This window comes from Paraniabella aurantiaca, assembly GCF_050309965.1.
GTDB lineage: Bacteria > Bacteroidota > Bacteroidia > Chitinophagales > Chitinophagaceae > Niabella.
Genome location: NZ_JBLOSY010000001.1, coordinates 3,253,261 through 3,272,892, shown reverse-complemented (window position 1 = coordinate 3,272,892; position 19,632 = coordinate 3,253,261). Strand labels below are relative to the sequence as shown.

At 41.3% G+C, this 19,632-nt stretch carries 17 protein-coding genes and 1 tRNA gene; 8 read left to right on the top strand and 10 right to left on the bottom strand.

The annotated features are described in order from the left end of the window. Nucleotides 1–101 precede the first annotated feature (101 nt). The 5 genes from ACLOAU_RS14215 to ACLOAU_RS14195 all read left to right on the top strand — a co-directional run bounded on the left by ACLOAU_RS14215 (nucleotide 102) and on the right by ACLOAU_RS14195 (nucleotide 6,363). Complete coding sequence (locus ACLOAU_RS14215) at nucleotides 102–2,435, top strand: hypothetical protein (protein ID WP_427862535.1); 2,334 nt, start codon at nucleotides 102–104, stop codon at nucleotides 2,433–2,435. 28 nt (nucleotides 2,436–2,463) lie between these two features. Further along, nucleotides 2,464–3,558: a Nif3-like dinuclear metal center hexameric protein gene (locus ACLOAU_RS14210; RefSeq protein ID WP_427862534.1), complete on the top strand. Its 1,095-nt coding sequence runs from the start codon at nucleotides 2,464–2,466 to the stop codon at nucleotides 3,556–3,558. Nucleotides 3,559–3,609: 51 nt separating this feature from the next. After that, on the top strand, nucleotides 3,610–4,365 hold the full coding sequence (locus tag ACLOAU_RS14205) for a zinc ribbon domain-containing protein (protein WP_427862533.1): 756 nt from the start codon (nucleotides 3,610–3,612) through the stop codon (nucleotides 4,363–4,365). Nucleotides 4,366–4,555: 190 nt separating this feature from the next. Further along, the gene (locus tag ACLOAU_RS14200; protein ID WP_427862532.1) at nucleotides 4,556–5,389 is read left to right on the top strand and encodes a helix-turn-helix domain-containing protein; all 834 of its coding nucleotides are present in this window, start codon (nucleotides 4,556–4,558) and stop codon (nucleotides 5,387–5,389) included. Nucleotides 5,390–5,469: 80 nt separating this feature from the next. Beyond that, nucleotides 5,470–6,363, top strand: a complete 894-nt coding sequence (locus ACLOAU_RS14195) for a TraB/GumN family protein (RefSeq protein WP_427862531.1) — start codon at nucleotides 5,470–5,472, stop codon at nucleotides 6,361–6,363. Between the two features lie 63 nt (nucleotides 6,364–6,426). Here the strand turns inward: ACLOAU_RS14195 and ACLOAU_RS14190 are convergent, their stop codons facing one another. From ACLOAU_RS14190 to ACLOAU_RS14170, 5 genes are all read right to left on the bottom strand, one after another. Further along, nucleotides 6,427–6,774 carry a hypothetical protein gene (locus ACLOAU_RS14190; protein WP_427862530.1) on the bottom strand — a complete coding sequence of 116 codons (348 nt, stop codon included), beginning with the start codon at nucleotides 6,772–6,774 and terminating at the stop codon, nucleotides 6,427–6,429. A gap of 57 nt (nucleotides 6,775–6,831) precedes the next feature. Next, the gene (der, locus tag ACLOAU_RS14185) at nucleotides 6,832–8,142 is read right to left on the bottom strand and encodes a ribosome biogenesis GTPase Der (protein ID WP_427862529.1); all 1,311 of its coding nucleotides are present in this window, start codon (nucleotides 8,140–8,142) and stop codon (nucleotides 6,832–6,834) included. Nucleotides 8,143–8,414: 272 nt separating this feature from the next. Beyond that, nucleotides 8,415–9,287, bottom strand: a complete 873-nt coding sequence (gene era, locus ACLOAU_RS14180) for a GTPase Era (protein ID WP_427862528.1) — start codon at nucleotides 9,285–9,287, stop codon at nucleotides 8,415–8,417. Nucleotides 9,288–9,465: 178 nt separating this feature from the next. After that, nucleotides 9,466–9,537, bottom strand: a tRNA-Met gene (locus ACLOAU_RS14175). A gap of 52 nt (nucleotides 9,538–9,589) precedes the next feature. Continuing rightward, nucleotides 9,590–10,519, bottom strand: a complete 930-nt coding sequence (locus tag ACLOAU_RS14170; protein ID WP_427862527.1) for a 3-keto-disaccharide hydrolase — start codon at nucleotides 10,517–10,519, stop codon at nucleotides 9,590–9,592. Nucleotides 10,520–10,675: 156 nt separating this feature from the next. On the opposite strand from ACLOAU_RS14170, the gene ACLOAU_RS14165 reads away from it, so the two are divergent. After that, nucleotides 10,676–11,161 (top strand): cytidine deaminase, encoded by a 486-nt coding sequence (locus ACLOAU_RS14165; RefSeq protein ID WP_427862526.1) that lies wholly within the window; start codon nucleotides 10,676–10,678, stop codon nucleotides 11,159–11,161. Between the two features lie 6 nt (nucleotides 11,162–11,167). Here ACLOAU_RS14165 and ACLOAU_RS14160 read toward each other — a convergent pair whose 3' ends face one another. From ACLOAU_RS14160 to ACLOAU_RS14140, 5 genes are all read right to left on the bottom strand, one after another. Beyond that, nucleotides 11,168–11,500 carry a hypothetical protein gene (locus ACLOAU_RS14160; RefSeq protein WP_427862525.1) on the bottom strand — a complete coding sequence of 111 codons (333 nt, stop codon included), beginning with the start codon at nucleotides 11,498–11,500 and terminating at the stop codon, nucleotides 11,168–11,170. Nucleotides 11,501–11,563: 63 nt separating this feature from the next. Next, entirely contained in the window at nucleotides 11,564–11,920 is a 357-nt protein-coding gene (gene folB, locus ACLOAU_RS14155) for a dihydroneopterin aldolase (RefSeq protein WP_427862524.1), read from the bottom strand. Nucleotides 11,921–12,028: 108 nt separating this feature from the next. Continuing rightward, a complete protein-coding gene (trxB, locus tag ACLOAU_RS14150; RefSeq protein WP_427862523.1) occupies nucleotides 12,029–12,973 on the bottom strand; it encodes a thioredoxin-disulfide reductase in 945 nt (314 codons plus the stop codon). A 105-nt stretch (nucleotides 12,974–13,078) separates the two neighbouring features. Further along, nucleotides 13,079–13,939: a subclass B3 metallo-beta-lactamase gene (bla, locus tag ACLOAU_RS14145; RefSeq protein ID WP_427862522.1), complete on the bottom strand. Its 861-nt coding sequence runs from the start codon at nucleotides 13,937–13,939 to the stop codon at nucleotides 13,079–13,081. A gap of 290 nt (nucleotides 13,940–14,229) precedes the next feature. Continuing rightward, complete coding sequence (locus tag ACLOAU_RS14140) at nucleotides 14,230–16,338, bottom strand: prolyl oligopeptidase family serine peptidase (RefSeq protein ID WP_427862521.1); 2,109 nt, start codon at nucleotides 16,336–16,338, stop codon at nucleotides 14,230–14,232. Between the two features lie 144 nt (nucleotides 16,339–16,482). Between ACLOAU_RS14140 and ACLOAU_RS14135 the strand changes: the two genes are divergently transcribed. Together ACLOAU_RS14135 and pyk are read left to right on the top strand one after the other, a co-directional pair. Further along, complete coding sequence (locus ACLOAU_RS14135; protein WP_427862520.1) at nucleotides 16,483–17,703, top strand: 6-phosphofructokinase; 1,221 nt, start codon at nucleotides 16,483–16,485, stop codon at nucleotides 17,701–17,703. A gap of 111 nt (nucleotides 17,704–17,814) precedes the next feature. Beyond that, nucleotides 17,815–19,311: a pyruvate kinase gene (gene pyk, locus ACLOAU_RS14130; RefSeq protein WP_427862519.1), complete on the top strand. Its 1,497-nt coding sequence runs from the start codon at nucleotides 17,815–17,817 to the stop codon at nucleotides 19,309–19,311. Nucleotides 19,312–19,632: the final 321 nt, after the last annotated feature.

Genomic DNA, 19,632 nt, shown 5'->3' with positions numbered 1-19,632 from the left:
TAACAGCGGGGTTGTTTGTGCAAAGGCACTGTTAAATGCATCATGTAATGGTGAAGGGCAATATACACTTCACCATTTTTTTTGTAACTTAACAATGCTCTATGAATATTAATAGACAAATATTATCCGTTTTCCTGCTGTTTGCCTTTTATGCAGCATCTGCACAGGAAAAAATACTGGAGGCGTGGCATCAGGCAAATCCTATCGAAAAAGTGTACCTGCACCTGGATAGAAAAGATTATTTCGCAGGGCAAACCAGCTGGTTTAAAGGCTACTTTATTTCTGATTTCAAACCCTCTACACGCAATTCAACGCTTTTTGTTGAGCTGATCAACCGTTCTGGTACAGTTATCAGCCAAAAAGTACTTCCGGTATTTAATGGGGTCACTTATGGGCAGATAGACATACCCGATACATTATCCACCGGAACCTACCGGATAAGAGCCTACACGCCTTTGATGTTGAATCATGAAAAAGATTTCCTTTACAATACCCCCATCCGTGTTTATGGAAAAAATAACAAGTCTATAACCCAGGCAAACAACGCTAATTCCCTGGCATTCTTTCCCGAAGGCGGCACTTTACTGGTTGGCGTTGAAAATACGATAGCCTTCAAGGCAACTTCAGGTGAAGGCTTGCCGGAAAATGTTGCTGCTTCTATTGTAGATAATACCGGGGCTACCATTACACAGATTAAGAGCTTCCACGATGGCCTGGGCGTGTTTAAACTGAATCCGGTCAACGGCAAAACCTACCAGGCTGTATGGAATGGCAGATCTTTCCCATTACCTGCATCTTCAGCCAAAGGCATTGCGGTACAATTTCAAAGCAGAAAGGGTGTTATCAACTACTCTTTTGCATCCTCCGGTGAACCCAATTTTACACCATCGTATATAATCGGCCAAATGCAACACCAGGTGATGTTTAAACAACCGGTAGACAACAACGCTACCGGAAGCATTAATACATCCGAACTTCATTCAGGCATTTTACAAATCACTTTTTTCAATAAAGAAGGCATGCCTTTGGCCGAACGTCTGGTTTTTGTTGATAATAAAGAGTATATCGTTAATGCTGTTCTGAATCCAAAACAGGTTAATACCAAAGCACGCAGTAAAAACCTCTACAGTATTGATTTTAAAGAACCGGTAAACGGCAATTTCTCTGTGTCGGTAACAGATGACGACTACAACGAACCCGGTCCACGTAAAGAAAACATCATCTCCTCCCTCTTATTAACCAGTGATATTCCTGGCTATGTACATAATCCTGCTTTTTATTTCAGCAGCGCCACCCAGGCTACGGAAGCGCTGGACCTGGTGATGCTTACTAATGGCTGGAGGCGTTTTAACTGGAAGGAGATCATTAACAACAAACCGCCCGCTGCGGCTTACACAGATCCCGGCTACATTTCTTTATCCGGCCAGGTGAATGTGCGTGGCTCTAAAAAGAATTTTGCCGACAGGGAGCTGTTAGTTTGGGTTGCCACTTCTGATTCCGGTCGCGCATTGGAACTGGTAAAGACCGATGCCGAGGGCCGATTTAAAATGGATTCGGTTGTATTTTTTGATAAAGCCAAAATCCTTTTTAGTGATGTGATGGGAAATAAAAGTAAGTTCCTTACTGTAAAGCTGGATACAGATTCCCTGTACAGGACATTTAATCTGCCTGCTTTACAGATGCCTCCTGCCATTAATACCGGTACCTCTTTATTAAATAACATGCAGGGTGCCTATAGTTCCTATGCCAGAGGTGGAGGCGTATTACTGGACAACGTAAATATAGAAGGACGAAGACTCACATTGGAAGAGTTGGAGAAAAAGTATGTAAGCGGGCTTTTTTCAGGAAACATCAATGCAAGAACGATTAACCTAACCGGGCAGTTTGTGCCACAGCTTAACATATTTGAGTGGCTGATAGGCCGTGTGCCCAGCCTGGTGATACAACGGAACAGCCAGTTCTTTGATAATTATCAGCTTTACCTGCGCCAGCAACCCGTACAGCTTTTCCTGGACGAAATGCAGATGCAGGATGCGAACTTAATTTCCACCATTCCGCCTAACCAGATCGCGCTGATCAAGATCTATCCGCAGTTTATCGGAGCGCGGGGCAATGGAGCGGCCATTGCTATTTACACTAAACGGGGAGAGGATTTAAATGAAGACATGGAAGCCTCGGGTGATATTGTTGACTATGATGGCTACAGCATTATTAAGGAGTTTTATAGTCCGGATTATTCCACGCCTCCGGATGTTGATTACCGGGACAACCGGCTTACTCTGGCCTGGCAGCCTGAAATAGTAATATCCTCAGACAAGAATGCGTCCATTCCCGTTCCATTTTACAATACCGATCGCACTAAAAAATTTAAAATTGTAGCAGAAGGTGTTACGAAGCAGGGCAAGCTTCTATCGGTAGAACAAACAGTGGAATAGCCCCGTTTAAATATTATTTTTGCCAGCTATGACAATTAAACAGATCATTTCTTATTTAGAATCAGTAGCCCATCCTTCTTTACAGGAGAGTTATGATAATGCGGGGTTAATTACAGGCAATGCCAATTGGGAATGCGGCGGCACTATATGTTGTCTCGACGCAACTGAGTCTGTTGTAGACGAGGCGATCGAAAAAGGCTATAACCTGATAGTAGCGCATCATCCTGTTGTTTTTAGCGGTTTAAAAAAAATAATTGGTAAAACCTATGTGGAACGTACCATTATCAAGGCCATAAAAAATGATATCGCGATTTATGCTATTCATACCAACCTGGATAATGTATTGGCGGGGGTAAATGGTAAGATCGCCGAAAAGCTGGGACTTCATAACCTTTCAATTCTGGCTCCCAGGGGCGGGCAACTCAGCAAGCTACATTTTTATGTACCAGCCTCCCATGCCGGAAATGCCATGAACGCTCTGTTTGAAGCAGGTGCCGGCCATATAGGGAACTATAGCGAATGCAGTTTCCGCGTTAATGGTATTGGCAGCTTCAAGCCTAACGAGGAGGCCAACCCGTTTAGCGGAGAAATAGGAAAAAGACAGGAGGATGAAGAACTCAAAGTCGAAATGCTTTTCCCCTCCTGGCTCGAAAGCATTGTTATATCTACGCTGAAAGCTAATCACCCCTATGAAGAAGTAGCTTATGAAATTATTGCCCTAGGTAACAAACACCAGGATATTGGTTCCGGTATCACCGGTGAATGGGAAATACCGCTGGCAGAGACAGCGTTTCTGCAGAAGCTGAAGCAAGTTTTTAATATTCCGATCATCAAACACACCCAATTTACGGGCAAACCTATTAAAAGGATTAGTATTTGCGGGGGCGCTGGCATTTTTCTTCTAAAAAATGCAATCAGTTCTGGTTCAGATGCTTATATAACCGCAGATATTAAATATCACGAGTTTTTTGATGCGGACGGGCAGCTCTTGCTGGCTGATATAGGGCATTACGAAAGTGAGCAATTTACAACTGATTTGCTGGCGAATCTTTTAGAGCAAAAATTCCCTAACTTTGCCGTCCTTAAAACAGGAGTAAATACAAATCCTGTACAATACTTTTAAAGTCTTAACTTAACAGGGTTGGGATTTTAGAAGAATTAATATTTTAAACATATGGCACAATTAAAAGAATTTTCCATTGAAGAAAAATTAGGTTCATTGATCAATTTGCAGAAAATAGACAGCAAGTTGGATGAAATTAAAATTTTAAAAGGCGAGCTACCTATGGAAGTAGCTGATCTGGAAGACGAGCTTCAGGGATTGCGTGCAAGACAAACAAGAATAGAAGAAGAAATTAATGGTGTAACTGAATTTATTGAAGAGCGTAAAAATGCCATTAAAGAAAGTGAAGGGCTGATCAAAAAATACGAGAAAGATAGCGAGAATGTAAAAAACAACCGTGAGTTTGAAGCTATCAATAAAGAAACTGAAATGCAACAGCTTGAAATTAAGCTGGCTGAAAAGCATATCAAGGACGCAAACGAAGAAATTTCGGATAAAGTAGTTCTGTTAGACAAGGCTAAAAAGAATATCGCGACTAAAGAAGGTTCTTTGGAGTTAAAGAAATCAGAATTAGAAAAAATCATTTCTGCTAACGAAAAAGAAGAAAAAGAGTTTGCGAAATTATCAGAAGAAGCCAAAAAAGAAGTTGAACCACGTTTATTAACCAGCTACGAGAAAATCCGCGGCAATTTCCGTAATGGATTGGCTGTTGTACCTGTAGTAAGGGATGCTTGCGGTGGATGCTTCTACTCTATTCCTCCTCAAAAGCAAAGTGAAATTAAGCAGCATAAGAAAATTATTGCTTGCGAAAACTGCGGACGTATTTTGGTGGATGAAGAGCTACACAACAATATTGAAGTAAATTAGAATATTTTTTCTTTTTTTTTATTTCTCCAATCCCAAAAGGATTGGAGTTTTTTTTGCCCTTTTATCCGGTTAAGCATAACAAAATTAAAAATGATAATAGCGTCAAACCCAGTATAGGATCAAAACAGTGTACTTAACAGATTGCACTTACCTTTAGGGTTACATACAAAACCATTAAATATCCTGTAACATGTACTTCAAGTTTGTAAAAACAAAAAGCGAAGTGTTAGGTCGATACCTGGATGGTTTTTATATTATTGAGAAAACCGACCCCGATAAAGATCTTAGGTATATCGTATTTTCCTCTAACAGAGTGATCATATCCCTGTTCAGACAGGCAATAGTTGACGTAGTAGATAATGGTGTCAACATTTCCGAAAGTACTGCAACACCATTTTTATCTATACAGATAATGGCTGTTCGTGAACCTTTATATGTACAATACAAAGGCAGAATAAGAGAGCTCGCGCTTTGCTTCCGCCCACTCGGCCTGAATTATTTTTTAAACGGAACACTGAAGCAATACTACCAAAAAACACCCTCCACGTTTGAGCCTTTTACCGATTTTAAAGAAGTCATGGACCTGATATTGCGCGAGCCGGATGAAACTATCCTCCTGGAACAGGTCGAAGATTATTGGCTGTCAAGGTTACAACAAAAAAAATTTTCGTTACTGGAAAACGCAATCAATAGTCTGCAGTCTGAAGAAGAGATCAGCGTACAACAAATAGCTGACGAAGCAGGAATAAGCAGACAGCACCTGTTTCGGCTGTTTGAAAGGCATCTTTGTAAAACACCTTCCCATTTCAGAAAAATTCACCGGTTCCGCAATACTCTAAAAAACCGAGTTGATAAGCTAAAAATCACCGATAGTCTGACATCACTTACCTACGAAAGCCTTTTTTACGATCAATCACACTTTATAAAGGACTTCAAAAGTATTACGGGAATGACGCCTTCCAGATTTTTTGAGCAGCAGCTGTCTTTTGAAAACGGTCAGATCAGCTGGGTATTTCCAGACTAGGTTACATTCTTACAATTTCAAAAGTTGCCTGGTTGATACATTTGTAGCTCTGCTATTTCAAATAATCTAAAATCAAAGGCATGAATATATTCCAAAGAATCTTTTTTATTGGCTGCTGTTTGTCATCTCTTCATGCTAAAGCTCAAAACACTTACCTGTGGAAGATCAGCAAGGCAACCAGTCCCCATATTTCATTCCTTTTTGGAACCTATCATAAAATCGGAGAGTCTTTTTTTAACCAGTATCCTGTACTGAAAGAAGCATTTAATGCATCGGAAGATATTGTAACAGAGGTTGAACTTAACAGACAAAAATTATCGCTACTATACAAGGACAAACCAGCAACCGACAGTCTTCGTCAAACACTCGACCCTAAAGATTATCAGCAGGTATTGCATGTACTGGGAGACTCCTCAGACAAGATAAAAAAACTTGACCCCGAATCAGTCGTTTCCAGGCTTCAAAGCCGGTTCGAGTCATTGAATTGCAGTGCGCTTCAAGTCACCGACCAGTACTTTCTGGATGAATATATACAGGTGCTGGCGGAAAAATTAAACAAAAAAAATCATTACCTGGAAACGGTCAATATGCAACTGACCTACTTAGAAGAAACAAAAAAGAAAATGAGCTGGAGCCAGGCCCGGTTCTACATCAAAATAATCTTAAAGCAATACAGCAAATACAAAAAATCTGGTAAGACGACTTGCAGCCTTGCTGATAACTATACACAGTTCCGGCTACAATATCAATTAGACCAATCATGCAAAAACCTGAATGCGGACAAGAAGAAGCTGGTAGTACAACGCAATCAAAAATGGATGCTGCTTTTGCCAACCCTCATTGAAAAAAACAGCACATTTATTTCAGTTGGATTGGAGCACCTGCATTTTGAATGCGGCCTGATTATGCAACTACGAAAACTAGGATATTCAGTAGAACCCATTCCAATGCTTCCCGCTGACGTTGCCTCATAAAAGTCAGATAAAAAAAATTGCATGCCTGAGGCATGCAATTCAATATTATATTAACGAATATTGTTATTTCTTTAACTCATCTTTTGCAGCATCAACCCCTGCTTTGGCAGCGTCTTTAATTTTCTGAGCCCCTTCTTTCAGCTTTTCTACACCCTCATTGGCTTTCTGCTTGGCAACATCACCCAATGCTTTGGTTCTTTCTTTTATTTTATGAGTGGCGCTGTCAATATCCGCTTTTAATGAGTCTCCTATTGATGACAATGTAGTATCAATTTCTTTCGAGCTATCGGATATAGCTTTATCAACCATATGAATAGAATCTTCTTCAGCTTCTTTGGAAGTAGAAGCGGTGTCGCAGGACGTAAACCATAAAACACCAAAGCCCAATAATATAAAGGATAGTTTTTTCATTTTTATCTTTTTAATAAATCCGAAAAAAAGCAAATAGTAACCTTAAAGAATTCTTAATTATTTTTTTCTGAAAAATAACCTCACGGGTACGCCACTCAATTCAAAGTTCTTACGCAACTGATTCTCCAGGTAATTACGATAAGGCGTTTTAATATCATCGGGAAAATTACAGAAAAATGCGAATGATGGAACAGCAGTAGGTAACTGTGTTACAAATTTTATTTTAATGGCATGACCTCTTACTACCGGTGCATGATGCGCCTGTACCGCTTTCAACATCACATCGTTTAGTTTAGAGGTAGGTACTCTACGCTTACGGTTTTCGAATACTTCAAGCGCAGTTTCCATGGCTTTAAAAATACGGGTCTTCTCAACTACCGAAATAAATAATACAGGCACATCACTAAACGGAGCCAGGCGCTTCTTCAATTCAATTTCGTAGTCACGGGCAGTATTGGTTTCCTTGGCAACAAGATCCCATTTATTTACTAACAACAAAACGCCTTTACCTTTTTTTGCCGCCAGGCTAAATATATTCAAATCCTGGGCTGTCATGCCTTTTTCAGCATCTATCAACAACAAACACACATCTGCTTCATCTACGGCCTTAATAGCCCGTATTACCGAGTAAAACTCCAGGTCTTCGTGCACCCTGGCTTTACGACGGATACCAGCAGTATCTATCAAAATAAATTCTTTCTGAAACAGGTTATAATGGGTATGAATCGTATCCCGTGTTGTACCGGCAATATCACTTACAATAGTGCGCTCCTGCCCTACCAGTGCATTCAGCAATGAAGACTTTCCAACATTAGGCTGCCCGATGATCGCAAACTTGGGAAGTTCGTCGGTACCTTCTTCGTCTTTTTTCTCTTCAGGGATCAGGTCTGCTACAGCATCTAATAACTCGCCGGTGCCGCTACCACTTGCTGAAGCGATAAAATATACCGGCTCAAATCCCATGCTGTAAAACTCCGTAGCATCCAGCATCCTATCGTTGTTATCTACCTTATTAACCGTTAAAAAAACAGGCTTGATGCTTTTACGCAATACATTAGCCATTTCTTCGTCCAGGTGTGTGATACCTGTTCCTGCATCAACCATAAACACAATGGCATCCGCTTCTTCCACCGCAATCAGCACCTGTTTGGCAATTTCCTTTTCGAATACATCTTCACTGCCGTGCACAAATCCACCTGTATCAATTACGTTGAAACTCTTACCATTCCAGTCACTGATACCGTACTGCCGGTCTCTTGTAACACCGCTTACGTCGTCCACAATCGCTTTGCGCTGCTCCAGCAGGCGATTAAATAAGGTACTTTTACCCACATTCGGTCTGCCTACTATTGCTAATGTAAAACCCATTTTTATTCCTTTGATTTATGTCGCTGCTATGCAGCTATTAATATGTCGCCGCCATGCGGCTATTGATATTTCGCTGCCAGGCAGCTTATTTTTATTTTCAGTGGAGGCGACCGGGATCGAACCGGTGTCCAAACAATTCAACAAATTGGCGTCCCCTACTAACTATTCTATATGTCCCACAACCTATTTACCATCCCCTAGGCTATTGATATGTCGCTGCTATGCAGCTTGCTTCTATTCAACCAGTCAACTTATCAACCTATCAACTTCTCTCACGCCCCATATCCATATTCCTTCAGATGCAGATCATTATCCCTCCACTTGGGCTTAACCTTTACAAACAATTCCAAAAACACTTTTCTGCCCAAAAAAGCTTCGATATCCAATCTCGCTGATGTTCCCAGCTTTTTGATCATCGTTCCTTTCTCACCAATCAGTATCATTTTCTGCGTTTCGCGATGTACTATGATATCGGCTACTATTTTGGTAAGCGTTTCCTTTTCTTTAAACTCCCTTATTAAAACGGCTGTATGATAAGGTATCTCATCATGCGCCTGTTCATATATCTTCTCTCTGATCAGTTCGCTTACAAAGAACTTCTCGGGTAAATCACTGATGCTATCATCTTCGTAAAAAGGTTGGCCTTCAGGTAATAGCTCTAATATGGGTTGCAGGAATTTTTTGTAATTAATCCCGGTTAGTGCCGATATAGCCACTGTCTTTTTTACATAAGGTTTTGCCGAAAAATAAGCTTCGGCTTCCATTATCCGCTCCTTATTGGTACGGTCCACTTTATTTAACACCAATACTGCAGGCACCCTTAATTTCAAGGCACTGAAAATAGCATCGCACTCATCCCAGTTATCATTAATATCAACGATCAGCAATGCCACATCTGCATCTTCCAGGGCTCCCTTAACAGATTGCATCATTTTTTCATGCAACTTGTACTCGGGTTTAATGATCCCCGGCGTGTCGCTGAAAATGATTTGATAATCTTTTTCGTTAAGAATGGCTTTAATTCGGTGACGGGTAGTTTGTACCTTATGCGATACAATCGCCAGCTTCTCCCCCATTAATGCATTGAGCAAAGTGCTTTTACCCGCATTGGGTCTTCCGAAGATATTTACAAAACCTGATTTCAATAACTGACTGGGGTTTAATTAGTTGACTACTGTAAAAAGATAAGGCTGAGGAATGCTAAACAATTAAAGTGTGCGACGCAACACCGATGCCATGTATTCCAAAGTTGATACAAAAATACTCACCTTCATTTAAAAAAGAAAGCCGTTCACATTAAAGCGAACGGCTTTCCTTTTTCTGTTGCGAGACTAGGGATCGAACCTAGGACCTTCGGGTTATGAGCCCGACGAGCTACCGCTGCTCTATCTCGCACTGCAAATGTACGAGATATTTTTGACATAGCAAACGGTTTCTCAAATAAATTTTATTTAGCCGGTGTAATCGTGATATTTCTGAATTCGATCGGACCATGATCTCCCTGGAAATAAAGAGGTCCGGGCTCTCCTTCATTACTATCCAAAGCACCGCCCGTAATACCCGGAATTTCCTGGTTGCTGATTACCGTTTTGCCATTAGCAACAATGGTAATCATTCTGCCTATTAACGTAATATCGTAACTCTGCCACTCTCCGGGACCTTTTGAGTTGATCTCACTTGGCGTTAAAAAACCATAGACACCACTGTACAAAACATTGGAAGGATGTTCGCTTTTATCGTTATCTAAGATCTGTACTTCATAACGGCCACGCAGGTATACGCCACTGTTGCTGCCTTTTTGGTACCTGAACTCCACATGCAGTTTAAAATCTTCAAATTTCTGATCAGAGATCAGGTTGGCTCCGGATTTAGGGCTGGTTAAAACCCCGTCCTTTACGATCCACTGATTAGTAGCTCCAACAGCTTTCCAACCAGTCAGATCTTTGCCGTTAAATAATTTTATCGGTGCACCCCAAACAGGCGCTTTCGTTCTTTTTAAATAAGGCGCTCTTACACCCGTCCAGCTGTATTTTTTACCATTGGGATATACCATCGTGCCTTTCAGGCTTCCGCCGCTCAACTCACCTTCTACCACCAGGTCGTTATCCTCGGCCTGCCATTGTGGAGGTATTGCAAAAGAAAACTTACCGTTTTCCAGCTTTACTTTTGATACAGGGCGCGCACTGCCGTCATCGCCTACAAAATATCCTACCAGGGTTTTCATTCCTGATAGTTTTACTTCTAACCAGGATGGCTTGGCTTTGCCATCTTTGTCCAGGGTAATATCCCATCTGCCAATTAAATCGTCTGCATTCATAGCCCAAACATTTAATGAAACTAAACCGGCAACAGCAAAAGCAACAACTTTTTTAAACATAAAAAAGGTTTAAGTTTTTTTTGAATCAATATAATTTAGAGATGTGAATATAACAATAGTATCTTTATTAACCGGGAACAGGAAGAAAAAACTGTTGGATCATGCCTATTCCATTTTAAGCATCCACCTGTGGTGTTCTCTTGAAAATTAAAAGTGATGAAAGAAAAAAGTTACCAGTTCTCTTATAAAGTTGTGGAAGACAGTTCAGTATTGAATCAAAAGGATGAAGCCCTGTTACAGCAAGCCCGTGAACTGACATCGGTGGCATATGCACCCTATTCTAAATTTCATGTGGCCAGTGTAGCCCAACTCGCAAACGGGCAAATTGTAAAAGGTACCAACCAGGAAAATGCTTCTTTCCCGGTGGGCATTTGCGCAGAACGTAGCTTATTGGCAGCTATTGGAACTTTGTATCCTAACGAGATCATTGAAACCATGGCTATTACTTACCAGCCCCAGGAAGGTGCCAGTAACCGCCCCATTTCTCCCTGTGGCATGTGCAGGCAGTCGCTGGTGGAGTATGAGAACCGGGTGAAACATCCTATTCGACTGTTATTAGCAGGAGCCGAAGGCCCTGTTTATATTATTGAAACAGCGAGAGACCTGCTACCCTTTGCATTTAGTGAAGTTGATCTGAAGTAGTGCATTTTAGTCCTTTCTTTGAGGACTAACTGCTCTTATATCAGTTACATTCTTAATAAAATCTTCAATAGCTATTTTACGGCCGTCACAGTCATAGCCTTCCTGGGGTGCCTTTGTGCCGCAAGCAGCGCAAATAATATCTATAAAGTAGATTTCGGTTCCCTTATAAATCCCCTTGCCTAAATAGTAACAAGGACCTATTGTTGGAATTTCGGTACAGGTGATCTGATCTTTAAACTTCTCGGTCATTTTAGCATCGCAGTCCTGCTCTACTTTATTATCAGATTTTGAGCAAGCGATAAAAAACAGGGAAAGGAAAAGCACAATTGTTGTTCTCATAAATTATAGTTTCAATAAGAGAACGGGCATCCAGAGGCAAACGCAACATGCTCCTAAAAAAAATCAATACTCTTTTTCAATCTCTACCCCTATACGTCCCCGGAAACCGGTAATAGGCATTTGTAGTTTATACAAACTCATCTTTAGCTTCACCAATTCGGGAAATTGCTTCTTTATTTTTTCCGCCAGTTGGGAAAGAAAGGTTTCCAGCAATTCGCGGGGCTCCAGCATTTCAGCTTTTGCCAGTTCATAAATTGCGGCGTAATTAATTGTTTGGTCAATTTCGGTTATAACCGGCTCAGTCGAAAAAAAAGAGGCCGAAATATTTAATTCGAACTCATTTCCCAGTTTTTTTTCTTCTTCATACAAACCGTGGTAGGCGAAGAACTGTAATTTCTCGAGGTGTAGTGTTACGAGCATTGTTATTTAATTGCTTAGTTCTTTAAGAATTATTGCCAGGCCTAAATTATAAAAAGTTCCCGGTTGGGAACTTTTTAATTATCATGTTGCGTTTCTATTTCTTCAAAATCACAATCCTTTCTCTCCCAGGTATCTTTCTGCATCCAACGCAGCCATACAACCGCTTCCTGCTGCTGTTACGGCCTGGCGATAGATCTTATCCTGCACATCACCCGCTGCAAAAACACCGGCAATATTGGTTTTGGAGGTACCGGGAACTGTTTGAATGTAGCCCGTTTCATCCATATCCAGAAAGTCCTTAAATATATCTGAATTAGGCTGGTGACCAATCGCTACAAAGAAACCACCTACTGGTATCTCACTCACTTCCTGGGTTTGGTTGTTGCGCACTTTTACTGCATTAACTGTTTTCTCCCCCAATATCTCTTCTGTTTCCGTATTAAAATGCACTTTGATATTAGCAGTATTGAACACTCGATCCTGCATCACCTTACTGGCACGCATTTCATCTTTGCGGATCAGCATGTGTACATTCGTACAAAGTTTAGAAAGATATAAAGCCTCTTCTGCCGCTGTATCTCCCGCCCCTACTATTGCTACATCTCTACCTTTAAAGAAGAAACCATCGCAAACGGCGCAGGCACTCACTCCAAAACCATTGTATTTCTCTTCACTCGGCAAACCCAGCCATTTGGCGGAAGCGCCGGTTGAGATAATTATGGCATCAGCTTCGATCAGTTTCTCCTCATCAATCCATACTTTATGTGGGTGACCTGAAAAATCAACTTTGGTAGCAATACCATAACGGATATCTGCACCCATGCGTTTCGCCTGTTTTTCAAAATCTATCATCATCTCCGGACCTTGTACGCCTTCTGCGTAGCCCGGGTAATTTTCTACTTCTGTTGTAATCGTTAACTGACCGCCGGGCTGAATACCCTGGTATAAAACCGGTTTCAGGTTGGCACGCGCCGCATAGATAGCCGCCGTATATCCTGCTGGTCCTGAACCTATAATTAAACAATGCACTTTTTCTATACTCTCGTCTGCCATATATTTTTTGATTTGAATAAATACAAAAATAGAAGGAAAAGGTTTAGAATAGGCTTCGCGCGGCCAAATTCATCATTCACCGTTAACATCCGGTGTATAAGTTTTTTACGGGTGATTTTTAAAATCTTGAGATATCCCTTCCAGCAGCTTCCCGTAACCTTTGCGATCAGCAAAAGCAGCTGGGTTGTAAGCATCTCCTTCTTTCCGCTTTGCATGTAGTTGAAACTGGCTGGCGTGCGCCGCTACCCAAAGTTCAAATTGCAGGCCCTTCATAGCCTGTAGCGTGTAAGCATAATCCTCCCGGATACGAGGATAGACCGGAATCTTTGAAAAAGGCTTATCAGTTATAATGCTGGGGATATTTGCGATCAACACTTTGTACAGCCGCTTTCCGTCTACAACATTCAGCAAAAAACTGCAGGACCCCTTGGTATGCCCTGGATGGTGCAGCATAATAAGCCGGGTATTTCCCAGCTGTATGACATCCTTATCTCTTAATAATCGATCGGGTATAACAGGCTGAAAGCTCATTCCCAAATGCCCCATTTCATAATCATTGGCGCCACCGGCTCTACAAACTGCTGCATCAGCCGCATCCACATAAAATTTGGCACCCGTTTGCTCTTTAATAGCGGCCATGGCACCCACATGGTCATAATGCGCCTGGTTAGTTAATAATATTTTGATATCGGAAAATTTAAATCCAAGCTGCTCTATATTATTTTTGATAAGATCCGCTGAACCTGACAAACCTGTATTGATGAGTATATTTCCTTTGTTGGTAACAATAAGATAGGACGCCAGATCATAAGTACCTACATAGTACAGGTTACCCGCAATTCGAAATGGCTTGTAGGGTTTTATCCATTCTTCGTTACCTACAGGCTCATTAACCACCTGAGAAAAAACCGATGCTGTAAAAAGCAAGGACAGCAGCAACATCGCTGTCAATAAATATTTTTTCATTTGTTTCAATAATCCTTTCAAAATGATGAGTGCTAAAAAACGGGCTTTCGCCCGTTTCAAAATATATTAACCCTGCCTGAAGAAAGGCGGCAGACGCACAATGCAAAGGCCAATGTTTGAAAAAGTAGGCGTACATCGCCCCTCAAGTAAACCTCTTAACCGCAAAGAAAAAGAGGACGCAAAGGATACGCAGAGGTCTAATCCAATTTTTAAAATTAACATCCGGGATTTATACTACATGAACTCTGCGTTATCTCTGCTTCTCCAGTTCTCCGCGGTCAAACTAAATATTAGTCTTTATATTTCATACCCAGGTTATACATGGTAAACGCCCATATATCGGCAGCCTCTTCAATTACTTTGCTGGTGGGCTTACCCGCACCATGCCCGGCATTGGTTTCTATACGGATCAATACCGGGTTAGCACCTTTATGGTATTCCTGTAACCGCGCTGCATATTTGAAAGAATGTGCTGGTACTACACGATCGTCGTGATCGCCTGTTGTAACGATCGTTGCCGGATAAGATACGCCTTTTTTTAAGTTGTGATAAGGAGAATACTTATACAGGTAAGGGAAATACTGTGCAGAATCTGCATTACCATATTCTACGGCCCAGCCCCAGCCTACCGTAAATTTATGATATCGTAACATATCCAATACTCCTACCTGCGGAATCGCCACTTTAAACAGATCAGGTCTCTGCGTCATCACCGCACCCACCAATAAACCGCCATTGCTGCCTCCGCGCACCGCTATTTTGCTATTATTTGTGTATTTATTCTTGATCAAATATTCGGCGGCACCGATAAAATCATCAAACACATTTTGCTTTTTCAGCAACATGCCTGCCTTATGCCATTCTTCACCATACTCGTTACCGCCACGCAGGTTTACAACCACATAAATACCGCCCTGCTCTACAAAGAATGCATTGCTTACGCTAAAGCCTGGCGTCATTGGTATATTAAAACCGCCATAACCATATAATAAAACGGGGTTATTACCATCCTTCTTCAAACCTTTTTTATAGGTTAAAAACATCGGTACTTTAGTACCATCCTTACTGGTAAAGAAAATTTGCTCGGTTACAATATCAGCAGTGCTCATATTGATCTCTGTTGTTTTGTACAACTCAGATTTTCCACTCGCTATATCATACTTGTAAATAGAGGGTGGTGTGGCAAAAGAGGAATAACTATAGTAAAATTCCTTATCTTCTTTTTCAGCGCCAAACCCGCCAGCAGAGCCAATTCCGGGTAATTTTATTTCCCTGATCTGCCTGCCGCTATAATCATATTGATACACCCTGCTGGAAGCATCTTTCAGGTAATTGGTAAATAAATTACCTCCGCCGGTACCCACACCCAGCAATACTTCTTTCTGCCCCGGGATAACGGTCTTCCAGTTTTCACGTGCAGGATTTTTAGGATCCACTACCACTACCCTGAAATTGGGTGATTGGTAATTGGTTTTAACCAATAGCTTATCGCCGTCGTTATCTACCACGTCTGATTCTGTATCAAAACCCTTTACCAGCAAGCTAAAGCCTGTCTGAGCCGGATCTTTCAAATCGCGGAACCAAAGTTCACCGCCGCTGGTACCTTCCGAAATGCTCAAAATTAAAAAGCGCTCGTCTTCTGTCAACCCGCAACCAAAATAGCGTTTTGGATGCTCTTTATCTTCATATACCAATTGGTCTTCAGACTGGGCTGTACCCATTTTATGATAATACACTTTTTGGAACTCATTAGCTTTGCTTAGCTTCGATTTTTCATCGGGCTTGTCGTATGCACTGTAGTAAAATCCCTCTTCACCTTTCCACGCAGCACCTCCAAATTTGGTCCATTCAATTTTATCACTCAACAACTTTTTGCTTTCCACATCCATCAGGAAAATCTCTGTCCAGTCGCTACCCGCTTTCGACAGGGAATAGGCAAGTAGTTTTCCCGATTTGCTAAAAGACAGGCCGCTTAAAGCCACAATACCTTCTTTGCTCAGGGTGTTAGGATCCAGGAATACTTCCGGCTCCGCCTTCAGGTCTTTGGTGCGGTATAAAACCGACTGGTTCTGCAGCCCGCTGTTTTTATAATAATAATACCACTCTCCTTTCTTGAAAGGCGCTCCGGACTTTGGATAATTCCACAATTTCTGTAAACGGCTTTCTATTTTATCCCTGAAAGGAATTTTAGCAAGATAAGCGCTGGTTACCTTGTTCTGCTCTGCTACCCATTTTTTGGTAGCTTCAGCATTATCGTCCTCCAGCCAACGGTAGGGATCATCCACTTTTGTTCCGAAGTAGTCATCGGTAACTGTTTTCTTTTCAGTAGCCGGATACTGAATCTGAGCCTGCATTTCCATTGTTGTAAATATCGCAATAAGCGGTAAAAGCTGCTTCATATGCATTTGTTTAAAATATGTTCAAAAATATCTATTTAAAATTGATTTCGTTTACCGGTCATCAAAAATCAAATTACCTTAAAGTGTTTTATACACACAACGGTATTTTTAATATATTTGAAGCTTACAATTATAAAAACCAATATGCAACAAAGTATTTTAATTCTTGCTGCGGGAGGTCCCGCTCCCGGCATTAACAGTGTTATTAGCTCCGTATCCAAGATCTTTTTAAAAGGCGGATACAAAGTAATTGGCCTGCACGATGGTTATAAAAACCTTTTTACCGGAAAAGCATCTACTGTAGATATAGATTTTGAACTGGCTGACAGCGTTTTGACAAGAGGTGGTTCTGTATTAAGAATGAGCCGCTACAAACCTAAAAATGAAGAATTTACACAAGATTTCTTTGTAAATAACAATGTAAAGTTATTGGTAACTATTGGTGGTGATGACACAGCTTCTACCGCTAACCGTATTTCCCAGTTTTTAACAGAGAACAAATTCCCTATTCAGAATATTCACGTTCCAAAAACAATTGACAACGATCTTCCGCTGCCCGACAATCAACCTACCTTTGGTTACCAAAGTGCGACTGAAGAAGGTGTAAGAATTACGAAAACTGTTTATGAAGATGCTAAAACATCTGCCAACTGGTTTGTAGTATCTGCAATGGGCCGTGAAGCGGGTCACCTGGCTTTCAGCATTGGCGCCTCGTGCCATTTACCCATGATCGTAATGCCTGAAATGTTTACCAAAGCCACTTTGAACTTTGAGAACATTACCAAACTGATCGTTTCAGCAATTCTGAAAAGAAAAATTCTGGGCATTAATTATGGTGTAGCCATCGTTAGTGAGGGTATCTTCCATTTTATGAGCGATGAGGTAATCAAAGAATCAGGCGTTCAGTTTACTTATGATGCGCATGGTCACCCTGAATTGGGTAACGTAAGTAAAGCGCATATCTATAACGTTTTACTTCAGAATAAATTAAAAGAACTGGGACTGGATATTAAATGCCGCCCGGTGGAATTAGGTTACGAATTGCGCTGCTTACCTCCTGCTGCGTTCGACCTGCAATATTGCACGATGCTGGGTACCGGTGTTAAAAAATTATTTGACCAGGGGTTAACCGGCTGTGTAGTAACGGTGAACAATAAAGGTGAAGTAAATCCGTTGTTCCTTAAAGATGTAACCGGTGAAAATGGTAAAGTAAAAACACGGTTGGTAAACATCGAAGATGCCAAGACCAAAATGGTATTGGAAGACAATTTGCAGTATTTAACAGACGAAGATGTAGAAGCGGCTAAGCAATTCGTGAGCAATCCCGAAGAGTTTGTGTTTTCAACTATACTGAACTGGAAATAATTGATATTTAATGGTAAAAGAGCTGCAGTTATTGCGGCTCTTTATACTTTTACACGAATTACAAAAGCCCGGTTATATCAACAGATAAACAATCAACCACTCAAAAAAATTATGGCTAAAAAATTAGCATCGACAAAAAAAACAGCTACGAAAAAAATTGCAAAACCAGATCAGACTTTTGCAAGAACTAAAATTGTGGCAACAGTAGGTCCTGCGTGTAATACCTACGATAAACTGCTGGCGCTGGTAAAGGCAGGTGTAAATGTATTCAGGCTAAACTTTTCTCATGGCGCTCATGAAGAAAAGAAAGATATTATCGAATACATCCGTGAGATCAACCGCAACGAAGGAACGCATGTAGCCATACTGGGTGATCTGCAGGGACCTAAATTACGCGTCGGTGAGATAGAAGGCGGCGGCATGCCTGTCAGCCCCGGAGATAAATTTATTTTCACTAACCAAAAGATCATTGGCAATAAAGAAAAGCTTTACATACATTATCCCAATTTTCACACTGACGTGAAAGTGGGTAATAAGATCATGATTGATGATGGTAAGCTGGAAGTGATTGTTAAAAAAATACTACCCAATAATGATGTACAGGTAGAGGTTTTACTGGGTGGCTTCATTTCTTCCAAGAAAGGAGTAAACCTGCCTGATACTAAAATTTCTTTACCGGCACTGACACCTAAAGACCTGGCCGATCTCGATTTTATTATTGAACAGGAACTGGATTGGGTTGCCTTAAGCTTTGTACGTCAAACAGACGATATTAAAAAGCTGAGAAAAATATTAGACAAGAAAAAAAGCCGTAGTAAGGTAATTGCTAAAATAGAAATGCCTGAGGCTATTCCCAATATCCGCGATATCATCAACGCATCGGATGCGATTATGATTGCGCGTGGCGACCTGGGTGTGGAGCTTCCCGTTGAGAAAGTACCGCTGATCCAGAAGAATATCATTAAGAAATGTATTCACCGTGCGAAGCCTGTAATTGTGGCTACGCAGATGATGGAAAGCATGATCGACCGTACCAAACCTAACCGTAGTGAAATTACGGATGTGGCTAACGCGGTATTAGAAGGTGCTGATGCAGTGATGTTGAGCGGTGAAACCGCTACAGGCTTACATCCAACACTAGTGGTAGAAACCATGCGCAAAATTATTGTTGAGATTGAGCGTACGGAATATAACTACGACTTGGATGAGGTATTACAGCCACAACCACACTCTCCTACCCTTACCAGCGATGCGGTTTGCTACAATGCCTGTCACCTGGCAAAAGACGTAGCGGCTAACGCTTTGATCGGTATGACCCAAAGCGGCTACACCGGCTTTATGCTCAGCAGCTATCGCCCCAAAGTGCCTTTATATGTATTTACCAAACATCCGGGCCTGATCAACCAGATGAGCCTGGCATGGGGTGTACGCGGATTCTTATACGATGATGATGAGCGTGCATTAGACACTATTTTTTCTGACCAGATCGAAATCTTAAAAACGAATGGTTATTTGAAGAAAGGTGATATTGCGGTAAGTACAGGTAGTACGCCGGTACATTTAAAAATACCTACCAATACGATTAAGATCAGCAAGATTGAACAATAATCTGAATTGGTTTAGATAAGTGAACGCCGCCTGCGAGGGCGGCGTTTTTTTATGCTATGATAAGTGCCACGGATGCACAGATAATTTTTTGGCCGTTGTTAGTGTTTCTCACCATCTGCAAATGCATGAGGCTACCGAATGCCATTGCACACCCCACCCGCACTTCAGTTTTTGGTCAAAAAGACACAACAATGGCGGCACCCGAAAACGCTGCTTTCATTGTTTCACACCATCATTCAACCATTTCGTCACATTTGTATGCTAACCAGGTTATGCAAAAAATAACTTTATGGAAACTATTTTAGTCATCACCCAACCGAC

What these genes read in the sequence shown, in the direction of transcription:
- ACLOAU_RS14215 (WP_427862535.1), top strand. Translation starts at nt 102, where the DNA reads ATGAATATTAATAGACAAATATTATCCGTTTTCCTGCTGTTTGCCTTT.
- ACLOAU_RS14210 (WP_427862534.1), top strand. Translation starts at nt 2,464, where the DNA reads ATGACAATTAAACAGATCATTTCTTATTTAGAATCAGTAGCCCATCCT.
- ACLOAU_RS14205 (WP_427862533.1), top strand. Translation starts at nt 3,610, where the DNA reads ATGGCACAATTAAAAGAATTTTCCATTGAAGAAAAATTAGGTTCATTG.
- ACLOAU_RS14200 (WP_427862532.1), top strand. Translation starts at nt 4,556, where the DNA reads ATGTACTTCAAGTTTGTAAAAACAAAAAGCGAAGTGTTAGGTCGATAC.
- ACLOAU_RS14195 (WP_427862531.1), top strand. Translation starts at nt 5,470, where the DNA reads ATGAATATATTCCAAAGAATCTTTTTTATTGGCTGCTGTTTGTCATCT.
- ACLOAU_RS14190 (WP_427862530.1), bottom strand. Translation starts at nt 6,774, where the DNA reads ATGAAAAAACTATCCTTTATATTATTGGGCTTTGGTGTTTTATGGTTT.
- der (WP_427862529.1), bottom strand. Translation starts at nt 8,142, where the DNA reads ATGGGTTTTACATTAGCAATAGTAGGCAGACCGAATGTGGGTAAAAGT.
- ACLOAU_RS14170 (WP_427862527.1), bottom strand. Translation starts at nt 10,519, where the DNA reads ATGTTTAAAAAAGTTGTTGCTTTTGCTGTTGCCGGTTTAGTTTCATTA.
- ACLOAU_RS14165 (WP_427862526.1), top strand. Translation starts at nt 10,676, where the DNA reads ATGAAAGAAAAAAGTTACCAGTTCTCTTATAAAGTTGTGGAAGACAGT.
- ACLOAU_RS14160 (WP_427862525.1), bottom strand. Translation starts at nt 11,500, where the DNA reads ATGAGAACAACAATTGTGCTTTTCCTTTCCCTGTTTTTTATCGCTTGC.
- folB (WP_427862524.1), bottom strand. Translation starts at nt 11,920, where the DNA reads ATGCTCGTAACACTACACCTCGAGAAATTACAGTTCTTCGCCTACCAC.
- trxB (WP_427862523.1), bottom strand. Translation starts at nt 12,973, where the DNA reads ATGGCAGACGAGAGTATAGAAAAAGTGCATTGTTTAATTATAGGTTCA.
- bla (WP_427862522.1), bottom strand. Translation starts at nt 13,939, where the DNA reads ATGAAAAAATATTTATTGACAGCGATGTTGCTGCTGTCCTTGCTTTTT.
- ACLOAU_RS14140 (WP_427862521.1), bottom strand. Translation starts at nt 16,338, where the DNA reads ATGAAGCAGCTTTTACCGCTTATTGCGATATTTACAACAATGGAAATG.
- ACLOAU_RS14135 (WP_427862520.1), top strand. Translation starts at nt 16,483, where the DNA reads ATGCAACAAAGTATTTTAATTCTTGCTGCGGGAGGTCCCGCTCCCGGC.
- pyk (WP_427862519.1), top strand. Translation starts at nt 17,815, where the DNA reads ATGGCTAAAAAATTAGCATCGACAAAAAAAACAGCTACGAAAAAAATT.